General features: G+C 70.0%; 12 protein-coding genes. 7 read left to right on the top strand and 5 right to left on the bottom strand.

What is annotated here, in order from left to right; translation table 11 throughout:
• Positions 1-40: 40 nt before the first annotated feature.
• The 4 genes from BBK82_RS39425 to BBK82_RS39410 all read right to left on the bottom strand — a co-directional run bounded on the left by BBK82_RS39425 (position 41) and on the right by BBK82_RS39410 (position 7,193).
• Positions 41-2,884 (bottom strand): glycosyl hydrolase family 95 catalytic domain-containing protein, encoded by a 2,844-nt coding sequence (locus tag BBK82_RS39425; RefSeq protein ID WP_065919487.1) that lies wholly within the window; start codon positions 2,882-2,884, stop codon positions 41-43.
• An 88-nt stretch (positions 2,885-2,972) separates the two neighbouring features.
• The gene (locus BBK82_RS39420; RefSeq protein WP_065919486.1) at positions 2,973-4,292 is read right to left on the bottom strand and encodes an extracellular catalytic domain type 1 short-chain-length polyhydroxyalkanoate depolymerase; all 1,320 of its coding nucleotides are present in this window, start codon (positions 4,290-4,292) and stop codon (positions 2,973-2,975) included.
• Entirely contained in the window at positions 4,289-5,761 is a 1,473-nt protein-coding gene (locus BBK82_RS39415; protein ID WP_083268491.1) for a glycoside hydrolase family 43 protein, read from the bottom strand. Before BBK82_RS39415 ends, BBK82_RS39420 begins: the two co-directional genes overlap by 4 nt.
• 82 nt (positions 5,762-5,843) lie before the next feature.
• On the bottom strand, positions 5,844-7,193 hold the full coding sequence (locus BBK82_RS39410) for a glycoside hydrolase family 10 protein (protein WP_065921717.1): 1,350 nt from the start codon (positions 7,191-7,193) through the stop codon (positions 5,844-5,846).
• 568 nt (positions 7,194-7,761) lie between these two features.
• Here BBK82_RS39410 and BBK82_RS39405 point away from each other — a divergent pair.
• Entirely contained in the window at positions 7,762-9,048 is a 1,287-nt protein-coding gene (locus tag BBK82_RS39405; RefSeq protein WP_065919485.1) for a glycoside hydrolase family 6 protein, read from the top strand.
• 223 nt (positions 9,049-9,271) lie between these two features.
• Here the strand turns inward: BBK82_RS39405 and BBK82_RS39400 are convergent, their stop codons facing one another.
• Complete coding sequence (locus BBK82_RS39400; RefSeq protein WP_083268489.1) at positions 9,272-11,638, bottom strand: ricin-type beta-trefoil lectin domain protein; 2,367 nt, start codon at positions 11,636-11,638, stop codon at positions 9,272-9,274.
• 139 nt (positions 11,639-11,777) lie between these two features.
• On the opposite strand from BBK82_RS39400, the gene BBK82_RS39395 reads away from it, so the two are divergent.
• The 6 genes from BBK82_RS39395 to BBK82_RS39370 all read left to right on the top strand — a co-directional run bounded on the left by BBK82_RS39395 (position 11,778) and on the right by BBK82_RS39370 (position 20,154).
• Positions 11,778-12,551 carry a FadR/GntR family transcriptional regulator gene (locus BBK82_RS39395; RefSeq protein WP_071812769.1) on the top strand — a complete coding sequence of 258 codons (774 nt, stop codon included), beginning with the start codon at positions 11,778-11,780 and terminating at the stop codon, positions 12,549-12,551.
• Positions 12,552-12,702: 151 nt separating this feature from the next.
• Positions 12,703-13,746, top strand: coding sequence for a LacI family DNA-binding transcriptional regulator (locus tag BBK82_RS39390; protein WP_065919484.1), 1,044 nt, complete (start codon positions 12,703-12,705; stop codon positions 13,744-13,746).
• A 221-nt stretch (positions 13,747-13,967) separates the two neighbouring features.
• Entirely contained in the window at positions 13,968-14,972 is a 1,005-nt protein-coding gene (locus BBK82_RS39385; RefSeq protein ID WP_083268488.1) for a cellulose binding domain-containing protein, read from the top strand.
• Between the two features lie 33 nt (positions 14,973-15,005).
• Complete coding sequence (locus BBK82_RS39380) at positions 15,006-16,463, top strand: glycoside hydrolase family 62 protein (RefSeq protein ID WP_083268487.1); 1,458 nt, start codon at positions 15,006-15,008, stop codon at positions 16,461-16,463.
• Positions 16,464-16,687: 224 nt separating this feature from the next.
• A complete protein-coding gene (locus BBK82_RS39375; protein ID WP_218920763.1) occupies positions 16,688-18,202 on the top strand; it encodes a glycoside hydrolase family 27 protein in 1,515 nt (504 codons plus the stop codon).
• The gene (locus BBK82_RS39370; RefSeq protein WP_154697770.1) at positions 18,199-20,154 is read left to right on the top strand and encodes a family 43 glycosylhydrolase; all 1,956 of its coding nucleotides are present in this window, start codon (positions 18,199-18,201) and stop codon (positions 20,152-20,154) included. The genes BBK82_RS39375 and BBK82_RS39370 overlap by 4 nt, the downstream gene beginning before the upstream one ends.
• Positions 20,155-20,258: the final 104 nt, after the last annotated feature.

The raw sequence follows: 20,258 nt of genomic DNA, 5'->3' as shown, positions 1-20,258 counted from the left end.
GCTCCTCGTGTCGGTGGAACATCGTCGTCCCCTTCGGTTGTCAGACTTGCTGGAGTTGGAACCGCTGGTTGTCGGCCGCGCTCTGGTTCCACTGGGACACGCGGGTGCCGTCGGTGGTCGCCGCGCCCCAGACGTCCACGGCGAGGCCGCTCTGCCTGTTGACCAGGCTGATCACGCCGCCGCCCTGGTCGACCACCCGCCACTGCTGGCCGGTGGCACCGGTGTCGGGCTGCTGGGTGACGTCGGCGCCGGTGCTCGAGCTCGCCACCTGCATCACGAGACCGCTGTGCCGGGCGCGCAGCCGGTAGTAGCCGCCGCCGGAGTCGAGGAAGTCGAACTGCTGGTTGAGGCCGCTCGTCGGCGACCACTGCTGCAGCAGCGCACCCGCCGCGGTCGAGACACCGCTGATGTCGAGGTGCTTCCCGCTGTGCCGGGCGACGAGCCGGTAGTGCACGCCCGGCCGGACCACCGCCGGAGCCGAACCCTGGCCGGTCGCGCGGTAGACGTGCCCGGCCAGTCCGGGGAACTCGGCGACGCCGCTCTCCGGCTGCGCGGGCTGGACCACCGCGCCGGTCGTGGTGTCGCGCAGCTCGAAGGTGCCGCCGAAGATCCGGTTGCGCAGGCGCACGGTGCCGTCGCGGTCGGGCGTGACGGTCAGCGTCACGGCACCGTCGGCGGCCCAGGTCGCGCCGACGGTGTACCCGCCGCGGCCGCGCAGGCCGGTGACGCTGCCCGCCGGCCAGGCCGGTGGCAGCGCGGGCAGCACGTGCAGCTCGCCGTTGTGGCTGTGCAGCAGCATCTCCGCGATGCCGGCCGTGGCGCCGAAGTTGCCGTCGATCTGAAACGGCGGGTGCAGGTCGAACATGTTGGGCGCCAGGCGGTCCGTCGTCACCAGCGAGCGGAGCAGGTCGTGCGCCCGCGAGCCCTCCTCCAGCCGCGCCCAGAAGTTGATCTTCCACGCGAGCGACCACCCGGTACCGGCGTCACCGCGCAGCTCCAGCGTCCTGCGGGCCGCGGTGTGCAGCTGGGGAGTGCCGCGCTTGGTGATCTGGTTGCTCGGGTGCAGGCCGTAGAGGTGCGAGACGTGCCGGTGGTTCGGCTCGGTCTCGACCCAGTCGTACTGCCACTCCATGACGTTGCCGCGCGAGCCGACCCTGGTGGGCGCGAGCCGTTGCCTGGCCGCGCGCACCTGGGTGCGGAAGTCGGCGTCCACGCCCAGCACCTCGGACGCGGCGGCGCAGCCGTCGAACAGGTCGCGCAGGATCTGCATGTCCATCGTCGGTCCCGCGCAGACGCTGACACCCGAGTGGTGGTTGAGCTCCGGCGAGTTCGACGGGTTCGTGACGAGGTGGCCCAGCGCCGGCTCGGTGACGAGGGTGTCGAGGAAGAACTGCGCGCACCCCTTGAGCGCCGGGTAGTACGTGCGCAGGAACGCCACGTCGCCGGTGAACCGGTAGTGCTCCCAGATCAGCGTCGACAGCCACGCGCCGCCGGTCTGCCACATGCCGGCCGCGGCGAAGTCGACGACCGAGGACCCGCGCCACGCGTCGGTGTTGTGGTGGGTGACCCAGCCGCGGGCGCCGTACTGCACCTGCGCCGTGCGGGCGCCGGTGACGGTGAGGTCGTTGATCATCCGGAACACCGGCTCGAAGCACTCGGCGAGGTTCGTGGTGTCGGCGGGCCAGTAGTTCATCGGCAGGTTCGCGTTGATCGTGTACTTCGAGTCCCACGCCGGGGCGAGCTGGTCGTTCCAGATGCCCTGCAGGTTCGCCGGCTGCGTGCCGGGCCGCGACGAGGAGATCAGCAGGTACCGGCCGTACTGGAACAGCAGGGTGGAGAACTGCGGGTCGCTGGTGCCGCCGTGCCGCGAGATGCGGACGTCGGTCGGCTGGTCGGCCGCGGAGGTGCGGCCCAGGTCGAGCGTGACGCGTCCGAACAGGGCCTGGTAGTCGGAGAGGTGCCGGGCGCGCAGCGTGGCGTGCGGGACGCCCTGGGCCGCGTTCAGGCGGTTCCGGGCACGGCCCTGGTAGTCGCCGTTGACCGTCCGGTGGTCGACGTAGCTGGTGCCGATCGAGACCAGGACCGTGACGGCGTTGGCCCCGGTGACCCGCAGCGTGCCGCCGGAGCTGCTGACCGTGCCACCCTCGGCCACCACCCTGGCCAGCGCCAGGAACCGCACCGTGCCCGCGATGTTGCGCTGGTTGCCGGAGATGCCGTCGAGTGCGATCGTCGTCGCGTCCGGGCTGGACGTGGTGACGCGCTGCGGTGAGGTGAACGACGCGGTGAACGTGACCGAGCCCGGTGTCTCCGCCGTCAGCCGCATGACGATGACCTGGTCCGGCGCGCTCGCGAACACCTCACGCCGGTGACGCACGTTGTTCGCCGTGTAGGTGACGTCGGTCGTCGCGGTGGTGAGGTCGAGCGACCGCTGGTAGTTGGTGGTGGTCGCGGAGGGGAAGGCCAGCCGGAGGTCGCCGACCGGTTGGTAGGCGAGCTGGCCGGCCGGGCTGCCCAGCATCGTCTGGTCGATCAGCGTCTGCGCCTGCGACCACTGGTTCGAGAAGACGAGCTGCCGGATCTGGGCGAGCGCACCCGCACCGCGCGGGTTGCTGTAGTCGTGCGGGCCGCCCGCCCAGACCGTGTCCTCGTTGAGCTGCAGGCGTTCGGTGTCGGTGTTGCCGAACACCATGGCGCCGAGCCGGCCGTTGCCCACCGGCAGCGCGCGCAGCCAGTCGGAGCCCGCCTGCCGGTCGTACCAGAGCGAGAGGTCACCGGCCGCGCGTGCCTGAGGCGGAGTGGCGGCCGCGGTCGCCGTCCACCCCGCCTGCGTCAGCACCGCTCCCGCGCCGAGCTTGATGAGCTGCCGCCGGTTCAGGTCGGACATGCCGATCCTCCAAGGGGTGTGAGCGGTCGCTGAACAACCCCTGGTGGGCTCGCCACGAGGAGCGGGGAAGTGCTGCCGTGCGCGGGGCTCAGGCCGTGGAGCACCGCGCGCCGTTGAGGGTGAAGCCGGACGCGGCCGCGCTGTCACCGCTGTGCGTGGCCTGGAAGCCGATCGAGATCGAGCCGTTCGGCGGGATCTGGCCGTTGTAGCCGACGTTGCGCGCCGTCACCGCGCCGGTGGCGGGGGAGTAGCTCGCGCTCCAGCCGCCGGTGATCGTCTGCCCGCCGGGCAGCGTGAAGCCGAGCTGCCAGCCGTCGACCGCGGTGGTCGACGTGTTGGTGATGGTGATCGTCTCGGTCAGGCCGTTGTTCCAGGCGTTGACCGCGGCCGTGACCGCGCATCCGGCCGTGGGAACGGGCGTGGTCGTGGTGGTAGTCGTGGTGGTAGTGGTTGTCGGCGGTGCGTCCAGACCGAGGAACGCGATCGCGTAGGCGAGCATCCCGGTCTGCGGGACGTCGTGGCCGACGCCCTGCAGGCTGATGCCCTCGACGGTCGCCGACGTGCCGGTGGTGCCGTACCGCGTGCGGGTCCAGCCCTGCCGCGGCTGGTCCGTGGACACCGGGTTCCTGCTGACGCCGTGCACGTTGGTCCACTGGTCGAGCGCCTCGCCGAAGTTCGGGTACGCCAGCGTGGTGTCGTTGGTGCCGTGCCACAGCTGCATCCGCGGGTACCGGCCGGTGTAGCCGGGGTACATCGCCCTGGCCTGGTCACCCCACTGCTGCGGGGTCTTCAGCAGGGTGCCGCCGGAGCACTGGCTGTTCCACAGAGACCCGTCCGACGTCGCGAAGCACCCGGCGGGGACACCGGCGAACGACGCGCCAGCGCTGAACACGTCCGGGTACTGGGCGGCCAGCACGTTGGTCATCATCGCGCCGGACGAGATGCCGGCGACGACGATGCGCGCCGGATCGGCGTTGTAGGTCTGCCGCGCGTGCGAGACCATCGACATGATGCCGGTGGAGTCGCTGCCACCGTTGCGGCGCAACGCGTTGGCGGTCGACACGTCGAAGCAGCGACCCTCCCGCGTCGCCTCCGGGTAGACGATCACGTACCCGAGCCGGTCCGCCGCGGTGACGAAGTCGCGGGCGCCGCCGTTGTGCACGGCGCTCGCGGACCCGGTGCAGTAGTGGATCATCACGAGCAACGCCGGCCTGGGCGCGACCCGGTCGGGGGCGTAGACGTACATGTTCAGGCCGGTCGGGTTGGTGCCGAAGTTCGTGACGCGGACCAGCGACGCGGCCCGCGCCGGCTGCGGCACCAGGGAGACCGCGAGAGCGGCCAGCAGGAGCAGCAGCGCGGAGACGAGCGCGACGAGCCCGAACCTGTTCGGGTGGGACCGGGCGGTCATGACGCGTCACACGTGAGGTCGCTCGACCGCGTGGCGGTGACGATCTGGATCGTCGAGCACATGGTGTCCTCCGGGATCGGTTGTCGGACGGCGGCGGAGCTCACGGTGGTGGGACCGAACTGCCACCAGTTCAGGTTGAGCAGGTAGCCGCTGCCGCCGGCGAACCTGAGGTACAGGTCGCGGGTGCCGGTCAGACCGCTCACCGGGCAGGTGACGGTGGTCCACGACTGCCAGGCACCGGTGCTGGGCACCGAGCAGCGGCCGGCGAGGGTGCCGGTCGGGCCGCCGGTGCGGACCTCGATCGAGCTGCCGGCGACGGTGGAGGCAACGCGGGCGGTGAAGGTCGCGGCGCCGCCACCGAACGCGACGTTCTTGAGCTTCACGTGGTCGCCGTTGTTGGTGTGGCTGAGGTTCAGCCCGCCCTCGGAGGACACCTCGGTCTCGACGCCGCTGCCCCACGCGATGGTCTCACCCTCCTGGCGGACGTACGGGTTCAGCGTGTCCGCCGCCGGTGGCCCGGCCGTGCTCATGGTCAGCTGCGGGATGGTGCCGTCGGCGTTGTAGCTGAACCTCTCCACGGCCACGGACCGGGTGAAACCGCCGCCACCCGGCAGTGCGCCGTTGTGGTAGAAGAAGTACGAGCTGCCCTTGAAGTCGACGATGCCCGGGTGGTTGGTGAAGGCGCTGCCCTGCGTGGGCATCACGGTGCCGCGGTAGGTCCACGGCCCGGTGGGGCTCGGCGCCGTCGAGTAGGCGATGAACTCCGAGCAGCACTTCGCGGCGAAGACGTTGTAGTACTGGCCGTTGCGCTGGTAGACCCAGGGACCCTCCTCGTAGAGGGTGGGCCGGTTGGGGTCGCCGGTGCGAGTGCCGAACCCGGCCGTGGTGAGCGGGATCTGGTTGACACCGCCGGAGAACGAGGTCATGTCGGCGTTCAGGCGGACGTACCAGAGGTTGGGGTTGCCCCAGTACAGGTAGGCCTGGCCGCTGTTGTCGACCATGACAGACGGGTCGATCTCGCCGTTCTCGACCAGCGGGCGGCCGAGCGCGTCGCGGAACGGGCCGGTGGGGCTGTCCGAGACGCCGACGCCGATGGCCATCCGCCCGGTGGCGCGGTTGACGGCGGAGACGTACCAGTAGAACTTGCCGTTGCGCTGCACCGCCTGGCCGGCCCACGCGTCCTTGCTCGCCCAGCTGAAGGTGCCGAGGTTCATGGGGGAGCCGTGGTCGGTCCAGTTGACCATGTCGGCCGACGAGAAGACCCGCCACTCCTTCATGGTGAACCAGGTCGAGCCGTCCTCGTCGTGTCCGGTGTAGAGGTAGACCCGTCCGTTGTGGACCAACGGTGCCGGGTCGGCCGTGTAGATGTGTTGCACGATCGGGTTGTCCGCCCTCGCCGGGGCGGTCACCGCCAGAAGCATGCCCGTCACCAGGGCAAGGCGCGTGAAGAACCTGCGTGTCGTGACCATCGTCGTCTCCCAGGGGCAGGGGAGGTTCTGCGGGCCGCCCGGCCCGCAGAACCGTCCGCGGCGGGTGCTTGCCGCCGTTGCGTCAGCTCGCGGCGCAGGTCGGGTTGAGACCCGAACCGCTGCCGGAGCCCTGGAAGCCGAACTCGGTCGACTGGCCCGCGGGCACGTCGGCGTTGTAGTCCACGTTGGTCCAGTTGATGGTTCCGCTGGTGCCGCTGCGGTTCGCACTCCAGGAACCCGTGACCGTGCCTCCGGAGAGCGTCGTCGTGACCCGCCAGCCGCGCAGGGCGGAAGACCCGGCGGTGACCTTGACGGTGGCGACGAACCCGCCGTTCCACTGGTTCAGCGACACCGTGGCGGTGCAGTCACCAGGCGGAACGGGGTCGGTGGTGGTCGTGGTCGTCGTGGTGGTGGTCGTCGGGCCGGGACCACCGGCGTTCAGCGCGTCCAGCACCTGGTTGTACGCGGGCTTCTTGGCGCCGGAGCCGGTGAACAGCAACGGGTTCTCACCGGTGCGCCACGAGTCGGTGTCGCGGATGCCCCACACGGTGATGCCGGTGCAGCGGGCGACGGCCATGCACGCCCTGGTCACGGCGCCGAAGGCGTTGGCCTGGTTGGAACCGGAGATGTCCAGCTCGGTGATCTGCACGTCGACGCCCAGGTCGGCGAAGCGCTGCAGGTTGGCCTGGTAGTCCGACGGCGCGTTGTTGCTCAGGTGCGACTGGATGCCGACGCAGTCGATCGGCACACCGCGGGCCTTGAAGTCGCGCACCATGTTGTAGATGCCCGTGGACTTCGCGTTGATGCCGTCGGTGTTGTAGTCGTTGTAGCAGAGCTTCGCGTTCGGGTCCGCGGCACGAGCGGCGCGGAACGCGGCCTCGATCCAGTCGTTGCCGGTGCGCTGCAGGTTGGAGTCGCGCCGGCCACCGCTGCCGCCGTCGGCGAACGCCTCGTTGACGACGTCCCAGGAGTGGATCTTGCCACGGTAGTGGGTGGCGACCTGGGTGACGTGGTTGATCGCGGCCTGCCGCAGGTCGGAACCGCTGAGCCCCTGGGCCCACCGGGGCTGTTGCTGGTGCCAGAGCAGGGCGTGGCCGCGCACCTGCTTGCCGTTGTTGAGCGCGTGGTTGAGGATGCGGTCGCCGCTGGTGTAGTTGAACTGGCCGCGGTTGGGCTCGGTCGCGTCCCACTTCATCTCGTTCTCGGCGGTGACCGAGTTGAACTCGGTGTTGAGGATGTTCACGTAGGTCGAGTCGCCGAGCTTCTGCGCCGCGACGGCGGTGCCGAAATTACGCCCGCTCTGGGCCGCGGCGGCGCCGAGAGTGGTGGCCGCGTTCGCGGTGGCGGTGACGACGAGTGTCGCGCCGAGCGCCACGGCGGCGACAGTCGAAACGACTGGCACAAGTGACACTGACCTCGATGTCAGTTTCATCTTCCACACTTTCGAAACTTGCCCGAATGCCGGGCGTGATGGGCAGGGCAGACAGTTCGCGCGGGCTGAGCTCCGGTGCGCCAGTGCCGGGCTCGATGCTGCGTGCGTCGTCGGTGTTGCCTTTGCTGTCAAGGAGTGTGGCAGTTGCATGTTCACGCTCACAAGAAGACGCCGGAGTTTTAGCGGCGAGATTGAGCTGAACGGGCTACAAACTGCGGGGAGCGCTCCCAGTCCACTGATCGAATCCGTCGAACGAGAATTGTTGAAGGGCCGTCGAACGGATACCGCTAAAGTTAACGCTCACATTTTTAGCGTTTGACCGGCCCTCGTCGCCGTGCCTACGGTGGTTCGAGTCCGGACGCACCTGTTGGTGGAAATCTCCTTCGGTGGTTTGTGAGAGCGCTCTCACAATTGTTCGGCCCCATATCGCAACAGCAACGACGCTGCGAGGACCCCTGAATGAGAGCAACAGATCCTGCCCGCGCCGGCACCGGTGCGCCGACCCGTGACCCGTCGTCCCGCTCGCCCGGCACCTGGAGGGGGCGGGCGCTGAGCCGCGGCCGCGCTCGTGGCCGGTACCGTCGTCCTGGCGGTGAGCGGCGGCGCGACCGTCAGTGCCGCGGAGTCGGCGTTCTACGTCGACCCGTCGAGCTCCAGCGCCCGCTGGGTCGCCGCCAACCCCGGTGACTCGCGGGCGGCGGTGATCCGCGACCGGATCGCCTCCGTGCCGCAGGCGCGCTGGTACACCACCACGAACACCTCGACGGTCCGGTCGGAGGTCAGCTCCTTCGTGGGCGCGGCCGCCGCGGCCGGGAAGATCCCGATCCTGGTGGTCTACAACATCCCGAACCGCGACTGCGGTGGCGCCAGCGGCGGCGGGGCACCCTCGCACCAGGCCTACCGGGCGTGGGTGGACGAGGTGGCGGCGGGGCTGGGCGGCCGTCCGGCCACCATCGTGCTCGAGCCCGACGTCCTGCCGATCATGACCAACTGCCAGAGCGCGGACCAGCAGAACCAGACGAAGGCCTCCATGGCCTACGCGGGCAAGAAGCTGAAGTCCGGCTCCTCCCAGGCCAAGGTGTACTTCGACATCGGCCACAGCGCGTGGCTGAACCCGTCGGAGGCCGCGAACCGCCTGCGCGGCGCGGACATCTCCACCAGCGCCGACGGCATCTCGACCAACGTGTCGAACTACCGCTCCACCTCCGACGAGGTGAACTTCGCCAAGGCCGTGCTGAACGCGGTCGGCGACAGCCGGTTGAAGGCCGTGGTCGACACCAGCCGCAACGGCAACGGCCCGGCCGGCAGTGAGTGGTGCGACCCGGCCGGTCGTGCCATCGGCACGCCCAGCACGACGAACACCGGTGACAGCAAGATCGACGCCTTCCTGTGGGTCAAGCTGCCCGGCGAGTCGGACGGCTGCATCGCACCGGCGGGCCAGTTCGTGCCGCAACGCGCCTACGAGCTCGCCATGGCGGCGGGCCCGATCACGACGACGACCACGACCACGACCACGACGACTACCTCCGGCGGCAACCCCGGCAGCGGCTGCCGGGCCACCCACCGGCTGCTGAGCTCGTGGCAGGGCGGCTACAGCGCCGAGGTCGTGGTCGAGAACCGCGGTGCCGCGGTCAACGGCTGGACCTTCACCTTCTCCGCACCCGGCGTCACCGTGACGCAGGGCTGGAGCGGCCAGTGGAGCGACGGCGGCGACGTGGTCACCGTGACCAACGCGTCGTGGAACGGCTCCATCCCGTCCGGCGGCCAGGCCGTCATCGGGTACAACGCGAACCACAGCGGTTCGACGCCGCCGTTCCAGACGCCGGCGCTGAACGGAGCGGTCTGCTCCTCCTGACGTTCCTCGGCAGGGAACCGGTTCCCCGGCACGGCCCACACCCCGGCCGTGCCGGGGACTGCCGTTCGCGGAGGTGGGAGGCGTTGCCGGGCAACGGGTTCGCCGGCCCGGGAACAGGCCGTCGCAGAGGACGGTCCCGCCGCGCCCAGCCCACCGCACGCCCACCACCCGGCACGATGCGGGGACCGGACGGCGCCGGCCCCCGCACCCACCGCGCGGCCCCTCAGTCGCGCAGCGTCCACCTCTGGTTCGTGCCGCCGTTGCACGTCCAGAGCTGCACCAGCGTGCCGTTCGCCGTCCCGTTGCCGCTGGCGTCGAGGCACAACCCGGACTGGGCCCCGGTGATGCTGCCGTCGGCGTTGACGTTCCACTGCTGGTTCAGGCCGCCGTGGCAGTCCCAGAGGATCGCCGCGGTGCCGTTCACCGTCCCCTGGCCGGAGGCGTCGAGGCACTTGCCGCCGATCGTGAGCTGCCTGCTCGCCGTGTGCGACCAGCGCTGGTTCGTGCCACCGGTGCAGTCCCACAGGCGGGCCTGGGTGTTGTTGCCGACCGCGGCCACGTCGAGGCAGCGGCCCGACTGGGTGCCGACGACCGTCACGTTCTGGCGGCCGCCGCTGGTGCCGCCGGGGCCGGCGTTCGCGATCACCGCCTGGGCGCCGGCCGGCCAGTTGCCGTTGGAGACGACCAAGTTGCCGGTGACCACGTTGCCGCGGTCGCCGTTGGTGATGTTGGTGCTGTTGTTGGTCGACCAGTTGTTGCTGACGGTCCAGTTGCCCATGTTCTCGCCGCCCCAGTAGTTGGCCGTGGCCCACGTGCCGGTGCTGGCGAAGACGTTGCCGGTGGCGCGGTAGTACTTCGAGCCCTCGTCGAAGTAGAGGCCGAACCAGCCGTTGGTGCGCAGGCAGTGGTTGCCGCTGATCTCGGCGTTCGGGTTCCACGCGAGCGTGTAGATGCAGCCGCCGTCGGTCATCTGCTGCATCACGTCGTGCACGTAGTTGTTGAGCAGCTTGTTGTTGGCCGCGGTGGTGGGCGTCGAGTAGCGGGGCTGGTAGTTGTACAGGCCGCGGTTGGCGTAGTGGTTGCTGCCGCCCGCGTCGTTGGCGCCCCAGCCGTAACCGAGGGAGAGGCCTGAGTACGGCAGGTTGTAGATCTCGTTGTGGGCCACCGTCGCGCCGTTGACGTAGGTGTTGAGCACCGAGACGTTGCCGCGGTACTCGACGGCGATGTCGTGGATGCGGTTGTGGCTCACGGTGATGTCGCGGTTGACCATCCGCTGGTCGCTCGGGTGGTGCGCGTCCGCTCGCACGCCGCCGACGACGACGCCGCCCGCTGACGTGCGGGCGATCTCCGACCGGGTCACGGTGATGCCGGACGCGCCCAGGCCGACGCCGCTCGCGTGGGCGTTGGCGTCGTTGCCGATGCCGATCGCGGTCTGACCGAGGTTGAAGAACCTCGAGTCGGTGAACGTGATGCCGCTGGCCGCCGACACCTGCACCGCCGCCGGCATCTGCGCCCAGTTCGGCCGCGCCGCCTCGAACTGCGCGCAGCCCTGCTGGCAGGAGTTGATCCGGTCGACCGGCCAGTTCTGGTTGCCCGTCATGTACGCGCCGGTCTGCTGGTCGGCGAAGCCCTGGTTGCTGCTCGGGCCGAGCCACGACGTGCCGGTGAAGGTGATGCCGCTGAACGTGATGTTCCGCGCGGGCGCGTCGTAGGTGCCGCCGACGTTGACCAGTGACTGCAGGGCCGGCAGCTCCACACTGACGTTGGCCATGTTCTGGCCGGACAGCGGGATGTAGTAGAGCGCGCCGGTGCCGGTGTTCAGGTACCACTCGCCGGGTGCGTCGAGGAACTCGTAGGCGTTGGTCAGGTACAGCGGTCCCGCGCGGTGCGGCTTGCTGAGCGTGTCGTAGCCGAAGGTGTTGTTGTTCCACGCCGGTTGCTGCATCGTGAGAAAGTTGCCGCTGATGCTCTGCACCGGCGAGTACCGGTCGGTGAACGAGTTGACGCTCTCGACCTCGACCCGGCTCTGGTTGGCCAGGTTGTTGAGGTGGTTCAAGGCGCTGTTCGAGAACCGCATGCCCGTGTCGGTGAACGTGAAGTCCGCCCGGTTCAGCTGCGTGCGCGCACGAGTGGCGATCGCGCCGTTGACGTAGAGCTGGCGGCTTTCGAGGCCGGTGCCGACGTTCGCCCGCCAGATGTTCCTGCCGGAGTCCGCGACCGTCCAGCCGGTCACGGCCCGGGAACCGCTGATCACCGGCCGGGCGGACGCGGCGGCCTGCCACAGCACGCGGTGGCCGTTCGTGCCGGAGTCCGCCGCGGTGAAGCGCAGCGGCTGGGAGAGCCGGTACACGCCGTCGGCCAGCTCCACGACGATGTCGCCGGTCATCGAGCCGGTGCGGGACCGGACCGCGGCCTGGGCCGCCGGCAACGCGCACGGCTCGGCGGCGGTGCAGCTGGTTCCGGTGCCCGTGGGGGAGGCGTAGAGGGTGGTGGCCGCCGCGGCGGCAGGGGGAGCGGTGGTGAGCGCGGCGACCACGGCGGCCGCGAGGGTGAGCGCGGTCCGCCGCCGCGCTGTGGGGGACGTGGACAAGGGACCTCCTGGAGTCGGGTGGCCTGATCACCCCTCCCGGTGCGGCGACGGGCGGAGCTGTGTCCTGTGTGGATGAAGAGGCACGGGCGGCCGCGGCCTGGCTGGCGCACCAGGAGGCGGGCTGAGGGTTGACACCCAGATGTCAGCGACACGTTCGCAACCGGAGCCGGTGGTCGCCGAGTCTCCCGGCTGGACGCGGCGACCGGCGAACCTGGCCGCGGCGGTGACCGCCGAGCTGGTGCAGCGGGTCGTGCGCGGCAACTACCCGACCGGCTCGACGCTGCCGCCGGAACCGGTGCTCTGCGAGACGTTCTCGGTGAGCAGGACCGTGATCCGCGAGGCCGTGAAGATCCTGCAGGAGAAGGGCCTGGTCCGGGTCCGGCAGGGCGCGGGCACCACGGTCACCCCGCAGGCGCAGTGGAACATGCTCGACGAGCTCGTCCTCGCCGCCACGATCGCCGAGGACGAGACGCTCGCGATACTCGACGACGTCGTCGTGACCCGGCGGCTGCTCGAGTCGGACATGGCCCACGTCGCCGCGCGCACGGCCGGGCAGGACGTGCTCGACAGGCTGCGGGAGCTGGTCGACCGGATGGACGAGCTCGTCGACGACACCGCGACCTACGAGGAACACGACCGGCTGTTCCACGACACGATCATGCAGGCCTCCGGCAACCGCATCGCCCGCGGCGTCGTGCGTTCGCTGGAGGGCCAGGTCATCAACTCTTCCGGCTACCAGGGCAAGAGCGGCCGCGACATGTGCAAGGCCTCCAACCGCGGCCACCGCCGCATCTGCGAACGCATCGCCGCCCACGACGCGCCCGGCGCGGCGGACGCGATGTTCACCCACATCACCGAGGCGTGGCTGGTGCGCCGCGGTGCGGCCGGTGATCCCGGCCGGCTGAAGCGCTAGTGGTGTGGCTCGCCGGCCGGTCCCCTCCGCCAGGACCGGCCGGCGAGCGTCCGACGTGTGACCACGAGCAATTCGTGCAACCTTCCGACCGGACAACGCGGTCGGTGCCCGCACTGCGACGGGAGGCGGATCCGGAGTGGGACGAACGCGCGTGACACTGGCCGACGTGGCGGCGGCGAGCGGGGTCTCGGTCACCACCGCGTCGCTCGTCCTCACCGGCAGAGCACGGGAGCTGCGCATCTCCGAGGCGGCCGAGCGCAGGGTGCGCTCCACGGCGCAGGAGCTGGGCTACCGGCGCGGCAGCGCCCTGACGGCGGGCCCGCGCACCGGCCGGTCGCAGACGATCGGGTTCATCTCCGACGCGGTGGCCTCCTCCGGCCTGACCGGTGACATGGTCCGCGGAGCCGCGGACGCCGCCTACCGCAACGGGTTCATGCTGTTCGTCGGCGAGTCCGGCGGCGACCCGGCGGTGGAACGCGCGCTGGTCGAGGCGATGCGCGACCGGCGGGCGGACGGTGTCATCCTCGCCGCCACGCACACCAGGGCGGTCGTGGTGCCCGACACCGTGCACGACGGTCCCGCCGTGCTGCTCAACGCGGCGGCGTGGACCAGGACACGGGCACCGTCGGTGGTGCCGGACGAGCTGCAGGCAGGTCGCTCGGCCGCGCGGGTGCTGGTCGAGGCCGGGCACGACAGCGGCGTCCACCTCGTGGGCGCCGGACCCGGCGCCTACGACGTGCCGCCGAACAGCATCGCGGCCGTGGAACGGCTCCTCGGGCTGCGCGACGTGTTCACCGCGGCCGGGGTCGAGGTGGTCAGCGCGCAGCGGTGTCCGAAGTGGACACCCGAGTGCGGGTACGACGCCACCAGGGACCTGATGCGCCGCCACCGACCCAAGGCGCTGGTCTGCTTCAACGACCGGCTGGCGTTCGGTGCCTACCAGGCACTGGCCGAGGCGGGGCTCTCGGTGCCCGGCGACGTCTCGGTGATCGGGTTCGACGACCACCCGATCGCCTCGTGGATGCGGCCTCGGCTGACCACGGTCGCGCTGCCGCACCACGAGCTCGGTGCGAAGGCGGTCGAGGTGCTCGTGGACATGGTGGAACGACCGGGTCACGACGCACGCCGGCCGCTGGTCCACCGGGTGCCGATGCCGGTCCGCGAGGGCGGCTCGGTGGCGGGTCCGCAGCGCTGACACGGTCGATGTGCGCGTTAACAGTATCTGGCTCAATCGAATGAGATTCGATGGCTAGCGCTGGTTGAAGCTAAAGGTTAACGCTCACAACTTTAGCTTTGACCGGGTGTGTCGGCCTGGTTACATTGACCGGAGTCGGCCCCCTGCCGCGGACCGCTCGTCACCGACGACGCAGGGAGACCGCGGGGCCTGCCACCCCCGTCTCCCGGGAAGGCTCATCCATGCCGAGCCCGCTCACGGCGCTGTGCGCAGCCGCCCTCGCCCTTCTGCTGACCGCCCCACCCGCGGCGGCCGAACAGTCCACGGTGGAGGAAGCGGCGGACCCCGTGCGGGTCATGCCGCTCGGCGACTCCATCACCCAGGGCGGTTCGATCGGCGGCTACCGCCTCGACCTGGGGACGAAGCTGCGCGCCGCCGGGCGCACGGTCGACTTCGTCGGGTCGCTCGCCGACGGTCCCTCCTCGATGCCCGACCGCAACCACGAGGGCCACCCCGGCTGGACCATCGCCCAGGTCGACGCCAACGTCGTGAACTGGCTGCGCACCTACACGCCACGCACGGTCCTGCTGCACATCGGCACCAACGACATGTACGGCAGCGATCCCGGTGGTGCGCCGCGGCGGTTGTCCGCGCTGGTGGACAAGATCACCGCGCAGGCACCGAACGCGAACGTGTTCGTCTCGACGATCATCCCGATCCGGTTCGCCGACGCCACCGTGCGCAACTACAACGCGGCGATCGTCCCGTTGCTGCGCGCGAAGGGCGCGGCGGGCAAGCGGGTGCACGTCGTCGACATGTACCCGTCGGTGCCGGTCTCCGACCTGCCGGACGGGATCCACCCGAACGCCGCCGGCTACAGCAAGATGGCGACGACGTGGTTCAACGCCCTCAACTCCGTGCCCGGCAGCGTCGGAGACCCGCAGCAGCCGCAGCCCGGCGGCTCGTGCACCGCGACCGCGCAGGTCACCGGCGACTGGAACGGCGGCTTCCAGGCCGAGGTGACCGTCACCAACCCCACCGCGGCGGCGCTGACCGGCTGGACCGTCCGGTTCACGCTTCCCGGCGGCCACACCGTCTCCCAGCTCTGGGGTGGTGCGGCCAGCGGTTCGGTGGTCGTCACCAACGCCCCCTACAACGGCGTGCTCGCCCCCGGCGCGAGCACCACGTTCGGCTTCCTCGCCGCCGGCTCCGGCGCGCCCGCCCTCAGCGCGGCCACCTGCGCGTGACCCACCCGATCCCTCCGACGTCGAAGGACGATCATGTTCCTCGTACGACGACTGTTCTCCTCCCGCCGGGCCAGGCTCACGGCACTGGCCGCGGTACCGCTGCTGGCGGTGACCACGCTGACCGCGGTCGCGCTACCGCCTGCCGCGGCCGCCCCCGGCTGCTCGGTCACCTACTCCGCACCGTCGCAATGGGACGGTGGGTTCACCGCGAACGTCAGCGTCACCAACCTCGGTGACGCGGTCGACGGCTGGACGCTGACCTGGAGCTACGGCGCCGGCCAGAAGGTGACGCAGGCGTGGAACGCCCAGGTGACCCAGGCCGGCGCCGACGTGACCGCGCGCAACGTCTCCTACAACGCGACGATCCCCACCGGTGGTCGCGTCGAGTTCGGGTTCAACGGTTCGGCGTCCGGCACGAACAACCCGAGCCCCACGGCGTTCACCCTCAACGGCACGCTGTGCACCGGTGAGGTCGGCCCCACGACGACGACCACGACCACCACGACAACGGGCAACCCGCCGGTCGGGAACCTGCCGTCGAGCTTCCGCTGGTCCTCCAGCGGCGCGCTGATCTCGCCCAAGCCGGACTCGGCACACCCGACCGTGTACTCGGTCAAGGACCCGAGCATCGTCTACCACAACGGCAAGTACCACGTGTTCGCCTCGGTGTACACCACCGGCTACAACCTGATGTACACCAGCTTCACGGACTTCTCGCAGGCGTCGTCGGCACCGCACCACTACCTGGACCGCACGGCCGTCGGCACCGGCTACAAGGCGGCGCCACACGTGTTCTACTTCGCGCCCCAACGCCTCTGGTACCTGGTGTACCAGACGGGGGACAACGCGTCGTACTCCACGACCACCGACATCGCGAACCCGTCGTCGTGGTCGGCGCCGAAGAACTTCTACGCCAACGGCATGCCGCAGATCATCCGCGACAACATCGGCAACGGCTACTGGGTCGACTTCTGGGTGGTGTGCGACACCGTCAAGTGCTACCTGTTCTCCTCTGACGACAACGGCCACCTGTACCGCTCGGAGACGACGCTCGCGCAGTACCCCAACGGGTTCACCAACACCGTGATCGCGATGCAGGACTCGAACCGCAACAGGTTGTTCGAAGCCGCCAACGTCTACAAGATCGCGGGCAAGAACCAGTACCTGCTGGTGCACGAGGCGATCGGTTCCGACGGCAGGCGCTGGTTCCGGACCTGGACCGCGCCGGCGATCACCGGCCCGTGGACACCGCTGGCCGCGGAGGAGTCGAACCCGTTCGCCCGCGCCAACAACGTGACGTTCCCAGGTGGACAGTGGACGCGTGACATCAGCCACGGCGAGATGATCCGCTCCGGAGTCGACCAGACCATGGAGATCAGTCCCTGCCAGCTGAAGTTCCTCTACCAGGGCATGGACCCCGGCGCCGGTGGTGAGTACAACCACCTGCCCTGGAAGCTCGGCCTGCTGACGCAGACCAACTCGCCCTGCTGACCGCCCCTGACGGACGCCGCCGGACACCCGCCCCGGCGGCGTCCTCCCCCTGCCCCCGCAACAGTCCGGAACCCTCCCTGCCCGAGAGAAGGCAACGATGCCCACCCGGTCGAGAAGACTGGCGCACCTCGCCGCCGCCCTGCTGACCGCGGTCGCCGCCGTCACCGCGAACCCCGTCACCGCAGCGCCGCGCCGCGCCCGGCAGCCCGGCGCTCACCCCGCCGCTGGGCTGGAACAGCTGGAACAGCTTCGGCTGCGGCATCACCGAGGGCCAGGTCCGTCAGGCCGCGGACGCGATGGTGTCCTCCGGCATGCGCGACGCCGGCTACCAGTACGTGGTCGTGGACGACTGCTGGTTCGACCCGCAACGCGACTCCGCCGGCAACCTGCGGGCACACCCGACCAAGTTCCCGAGCGGCATGAAGGCGCTCGGCGACTACATCCACGCCCGCGGGCTGAAGTTCGGCATCTACCAGGCGCCGAACGAGAAGACCTGCGCGCAGGGCGTCGGCACCCACCCCGGCTCCACCGGCAGCAAGGGCCACGAGGTCCAGGACGCCCGGTCGTTCGCGTCGTGGGGGGTCGACTACCTGAAGTACGACTGGTGCTCCGGCAGCGGCACCCGCGACGAGCAGGTCGCCCGGTTCACGATCATGCGCGACGCGTTGCGCGCCACCGGCCGCCCGATCGTCTACAGCATCAACCCCAACAGCTTCCACGCGCCCACCGGCGACAAGTACAACTGGGGCGAGGTCGCCGACCTCTGGCGCACGACCGAGGACCTGCTGGACATCTGGCAGAACGGCAACGTCAACAGCTACCCGATGGGCGTGGGCAACGTCCTGGACATCACCGCGCCGCTGGCCGCGCAGGCAGGTCCCGGTCACTGGAACGACCCCGACATGCTGGTCGTCGGCAGGCCGGGCCTCAGCCTGACCGAGTCCCGCGCGCACTTCGCGCTGTGGGCGTTGATGGCGGCTCCGCTGATGGCGGGCAACGACATCCGCACCATGTCCGCGGACGTGAGCGCGGTGCTGCGCAACCCGCGGCTGCTCGCCGTGAACCAGGACGGCCTGGGCGCCGGTGGGCGGCGGGTGCGCGACGACGGCAACACCGAGGTCTTCGCCAAACCGCTCGCGGACGGCTCGGTCGCCGTCGGCTTGCTGAACCGGGGCAGCGGCACCGTGACGGTGTCCACCACGGCCGCCCAGATCGGGTTGTCCGGCACGAGCTTCACGCTGACCGACCTGTGGACCGGTGGCACGTCGACGACCTCGGGTGCGATCTCGGCCTCCGTTCCCGCGCACGGCGTCGCCGCGTTCCGGGTGAGCGGTGGCAGCCCGGTGCAGTCGACCACCGCACGGCTGCGCGGCGCCGGATCGAACCGCTGCCTCGACGTCGAGAACAGCTCGACCGCGGCCGGCGCGAACACCGTGATCCAGGACTGCGCCACCGCCGCGAGCCAGCAGTGGACCAGCTGGGCGGGCGGGGAGGTGCGGGTGTTCGGCGACAAGTGCCTCGACGCCTACAACCAGGGCACCGCCAACGGCACGCGCGTGATCATCTGGCAGTGCAACGGCCAGGCCAACCAGCGCTGGACCGCCGAGGCCGACGGCTCGCTGCGCAACACGCAGGCCGGTCTGTGCCTGGACGTCGAACGGGCGGCGACCGGCAACGGGTCCCGGCTCGTGCTGTGGACCTGCAACGGCCAGTCGAACCAGAAGTGGAGCCGGTCGTGAGGCGGGCACCGCTCGCGGCCGCACTGGCCGCGGCCACCCTGGTCGCGGGCGGGCTCGCGGCGAGCACCGCAGCTCAGGCGGCACCGGGCTGTTCGGTGACCTACAGCAAGACCTCCGAGTGGCAGGGCGGGTTCGGTGCGTCCGTGTCGATCACGAACACCGGTGATGCGATCAACGGCTGGACCCTCGAATGGACCTATGCCTCCGGTCAGCAGGTCGGCCAGCACTGGAACGCCACGATCACGCAGAGCGGCGATCAGGTGAGCGCGCGCAACGTGTCGTACAACGGCTCCGTGTCCACCGGCGGCAAGGTGGAGTTCGGCTTCAACGCCACGACGAGCTCGACCAACCCCGACCCGGTGTCGTTCCGGCTCAACGGCACGACGTGCAACGACACCGGCACACCCACCACGACGACGACCACCACGACGACCACGACGACCACGCCCCGGCCGTCGTCGTTCACGAACCCGGTGCTGTGGCAGGACTTCGCGGACATCGACATCATCCGTGTGGACGACGCGTACTACTACTCCGCCTCCACCATGCACTACTCGCCGGGCGCGCCCGTGCTGCGGTCCTACGACCTGGTGAACTGGGAGTTCGCCGGCCACTCGGTGCCCAGACTGGACTTCGGCAGCAAGTACGACCTCACCGGCGGCCGCGGTTACGTGCGGGGCATCTGGGCGTCGTTCCTGCAGCACCGCAAGAGCAACAAGACGTTCTACTGGGGCGGCTGCATCGACTTCGCGCAGACGCACATCTACACCGCGGCCGCGGTCGACGGGCAGTGGTCCAAGCACGCCACCATTCCGAAGTGCTACTACGACGCCGGCATGCTCGTCGACGACAACGACACGATGTACGTCGCCTACGGCAACACCACGATCAGCGTCGCGCAGCTCTCGGCGGACGGGAAGTCCGAGGTGCGCTCGCAGCAGGTGTTCCAGACGCCGTCGAACATCGGCACGCTGGAGGGCGCCCGCTTCTACAAGCGCGGCGGCAACTACTACATCTGGCTGACCAGGCCCGCGAACGGCCAGTACGTGCTCAAGGCCTCCAGTCCGTGGGGCCCCTACACCGTTCAGCAGGTGCTGCTGAACATGCCGACCCCGATCCAGGGCGGCGGCGTGCCGCACCAGGGCGGCATGGTGCAGACGCAGAACGGTGACTGGTACTACATGGCCTTCGTGGACGCCTACCCCGGCGGCCGGGTGCCGGTGCTCGCGCCGATCACCTGGACCTCCGACGGCTGGCCGCGCATCACCACCGTCAACGGCGGCTGGGGCGTCAACTACCCGATGCCGAACCTGCCCGCGCCGCCACGCCAGGTCAAACCGATGATCGGCGTCGACACCTTCCAGGGCACGAGACTGGGCCCGCAGTGGGAGTGGAACCACAACCCCGACACGACGAAGTACAGCGTCGACAACGGTTTGCGCCTGTCCACCGCGACTGTCACCAACGACCTGTACAACGCCCGCAACACCCTCACCCACCGCGTGCAGGGCCCGACCTCCACGGCCACGGTCACCCTCGATCTCAGCGCGATGCGCGACGGCGACCGCACCGGCCTGGCGATGCTGCGCGACTCCTCGGCGTGGATCGGGGTGAAGCGGGACAGCGGCCGCAACCGCGTGGTGATGGTGAACGGGCTGACCATGGACAGCAGCTGGAACACCACCGGCACCGGCACGGAGGTCGCGAGCACGAACTTCACCGGCACCCGGATCTGGTTGCGCGCCAACGCCAACATCCGTCCAGGCAGCGGCAGGCAGGCCAGGTTCTCCTACAGCACCGACGGGGTGAACTTCACCTCGCTGGGCAGCGGGTTCACGTTGAAGAACGAGTGGCAGTTCTTCATGGGGTACCGGTTCGGGATCTTCAACCACGCGACCCAGGCACTGGGCGGGTCGGTGGGCGTCTCCCGCTTCGAGCTCACCACCCCCTGACCGCCTGACCGCATCTGCGAGCACCACCAACTCAACATCAACAGGCACTTTTCCACTACCAACCTGTTCGCCGCGCGGCGAACAGGTTGGTAGTGGTTGGAGGT

The organism is Lentzea guizhouensis, from assembly GCF_001701025.1.
GTDB classification, from domain to species: Bacteria; Actinomycetota; Actinomycetes; order Mycobacteriales; family Pseudonocardiaceae; genus Lentzea; species Lentzea guizhouensis.
This window is presented reverse-complemented; position numbering and strand designations above follow the sequence as displayed.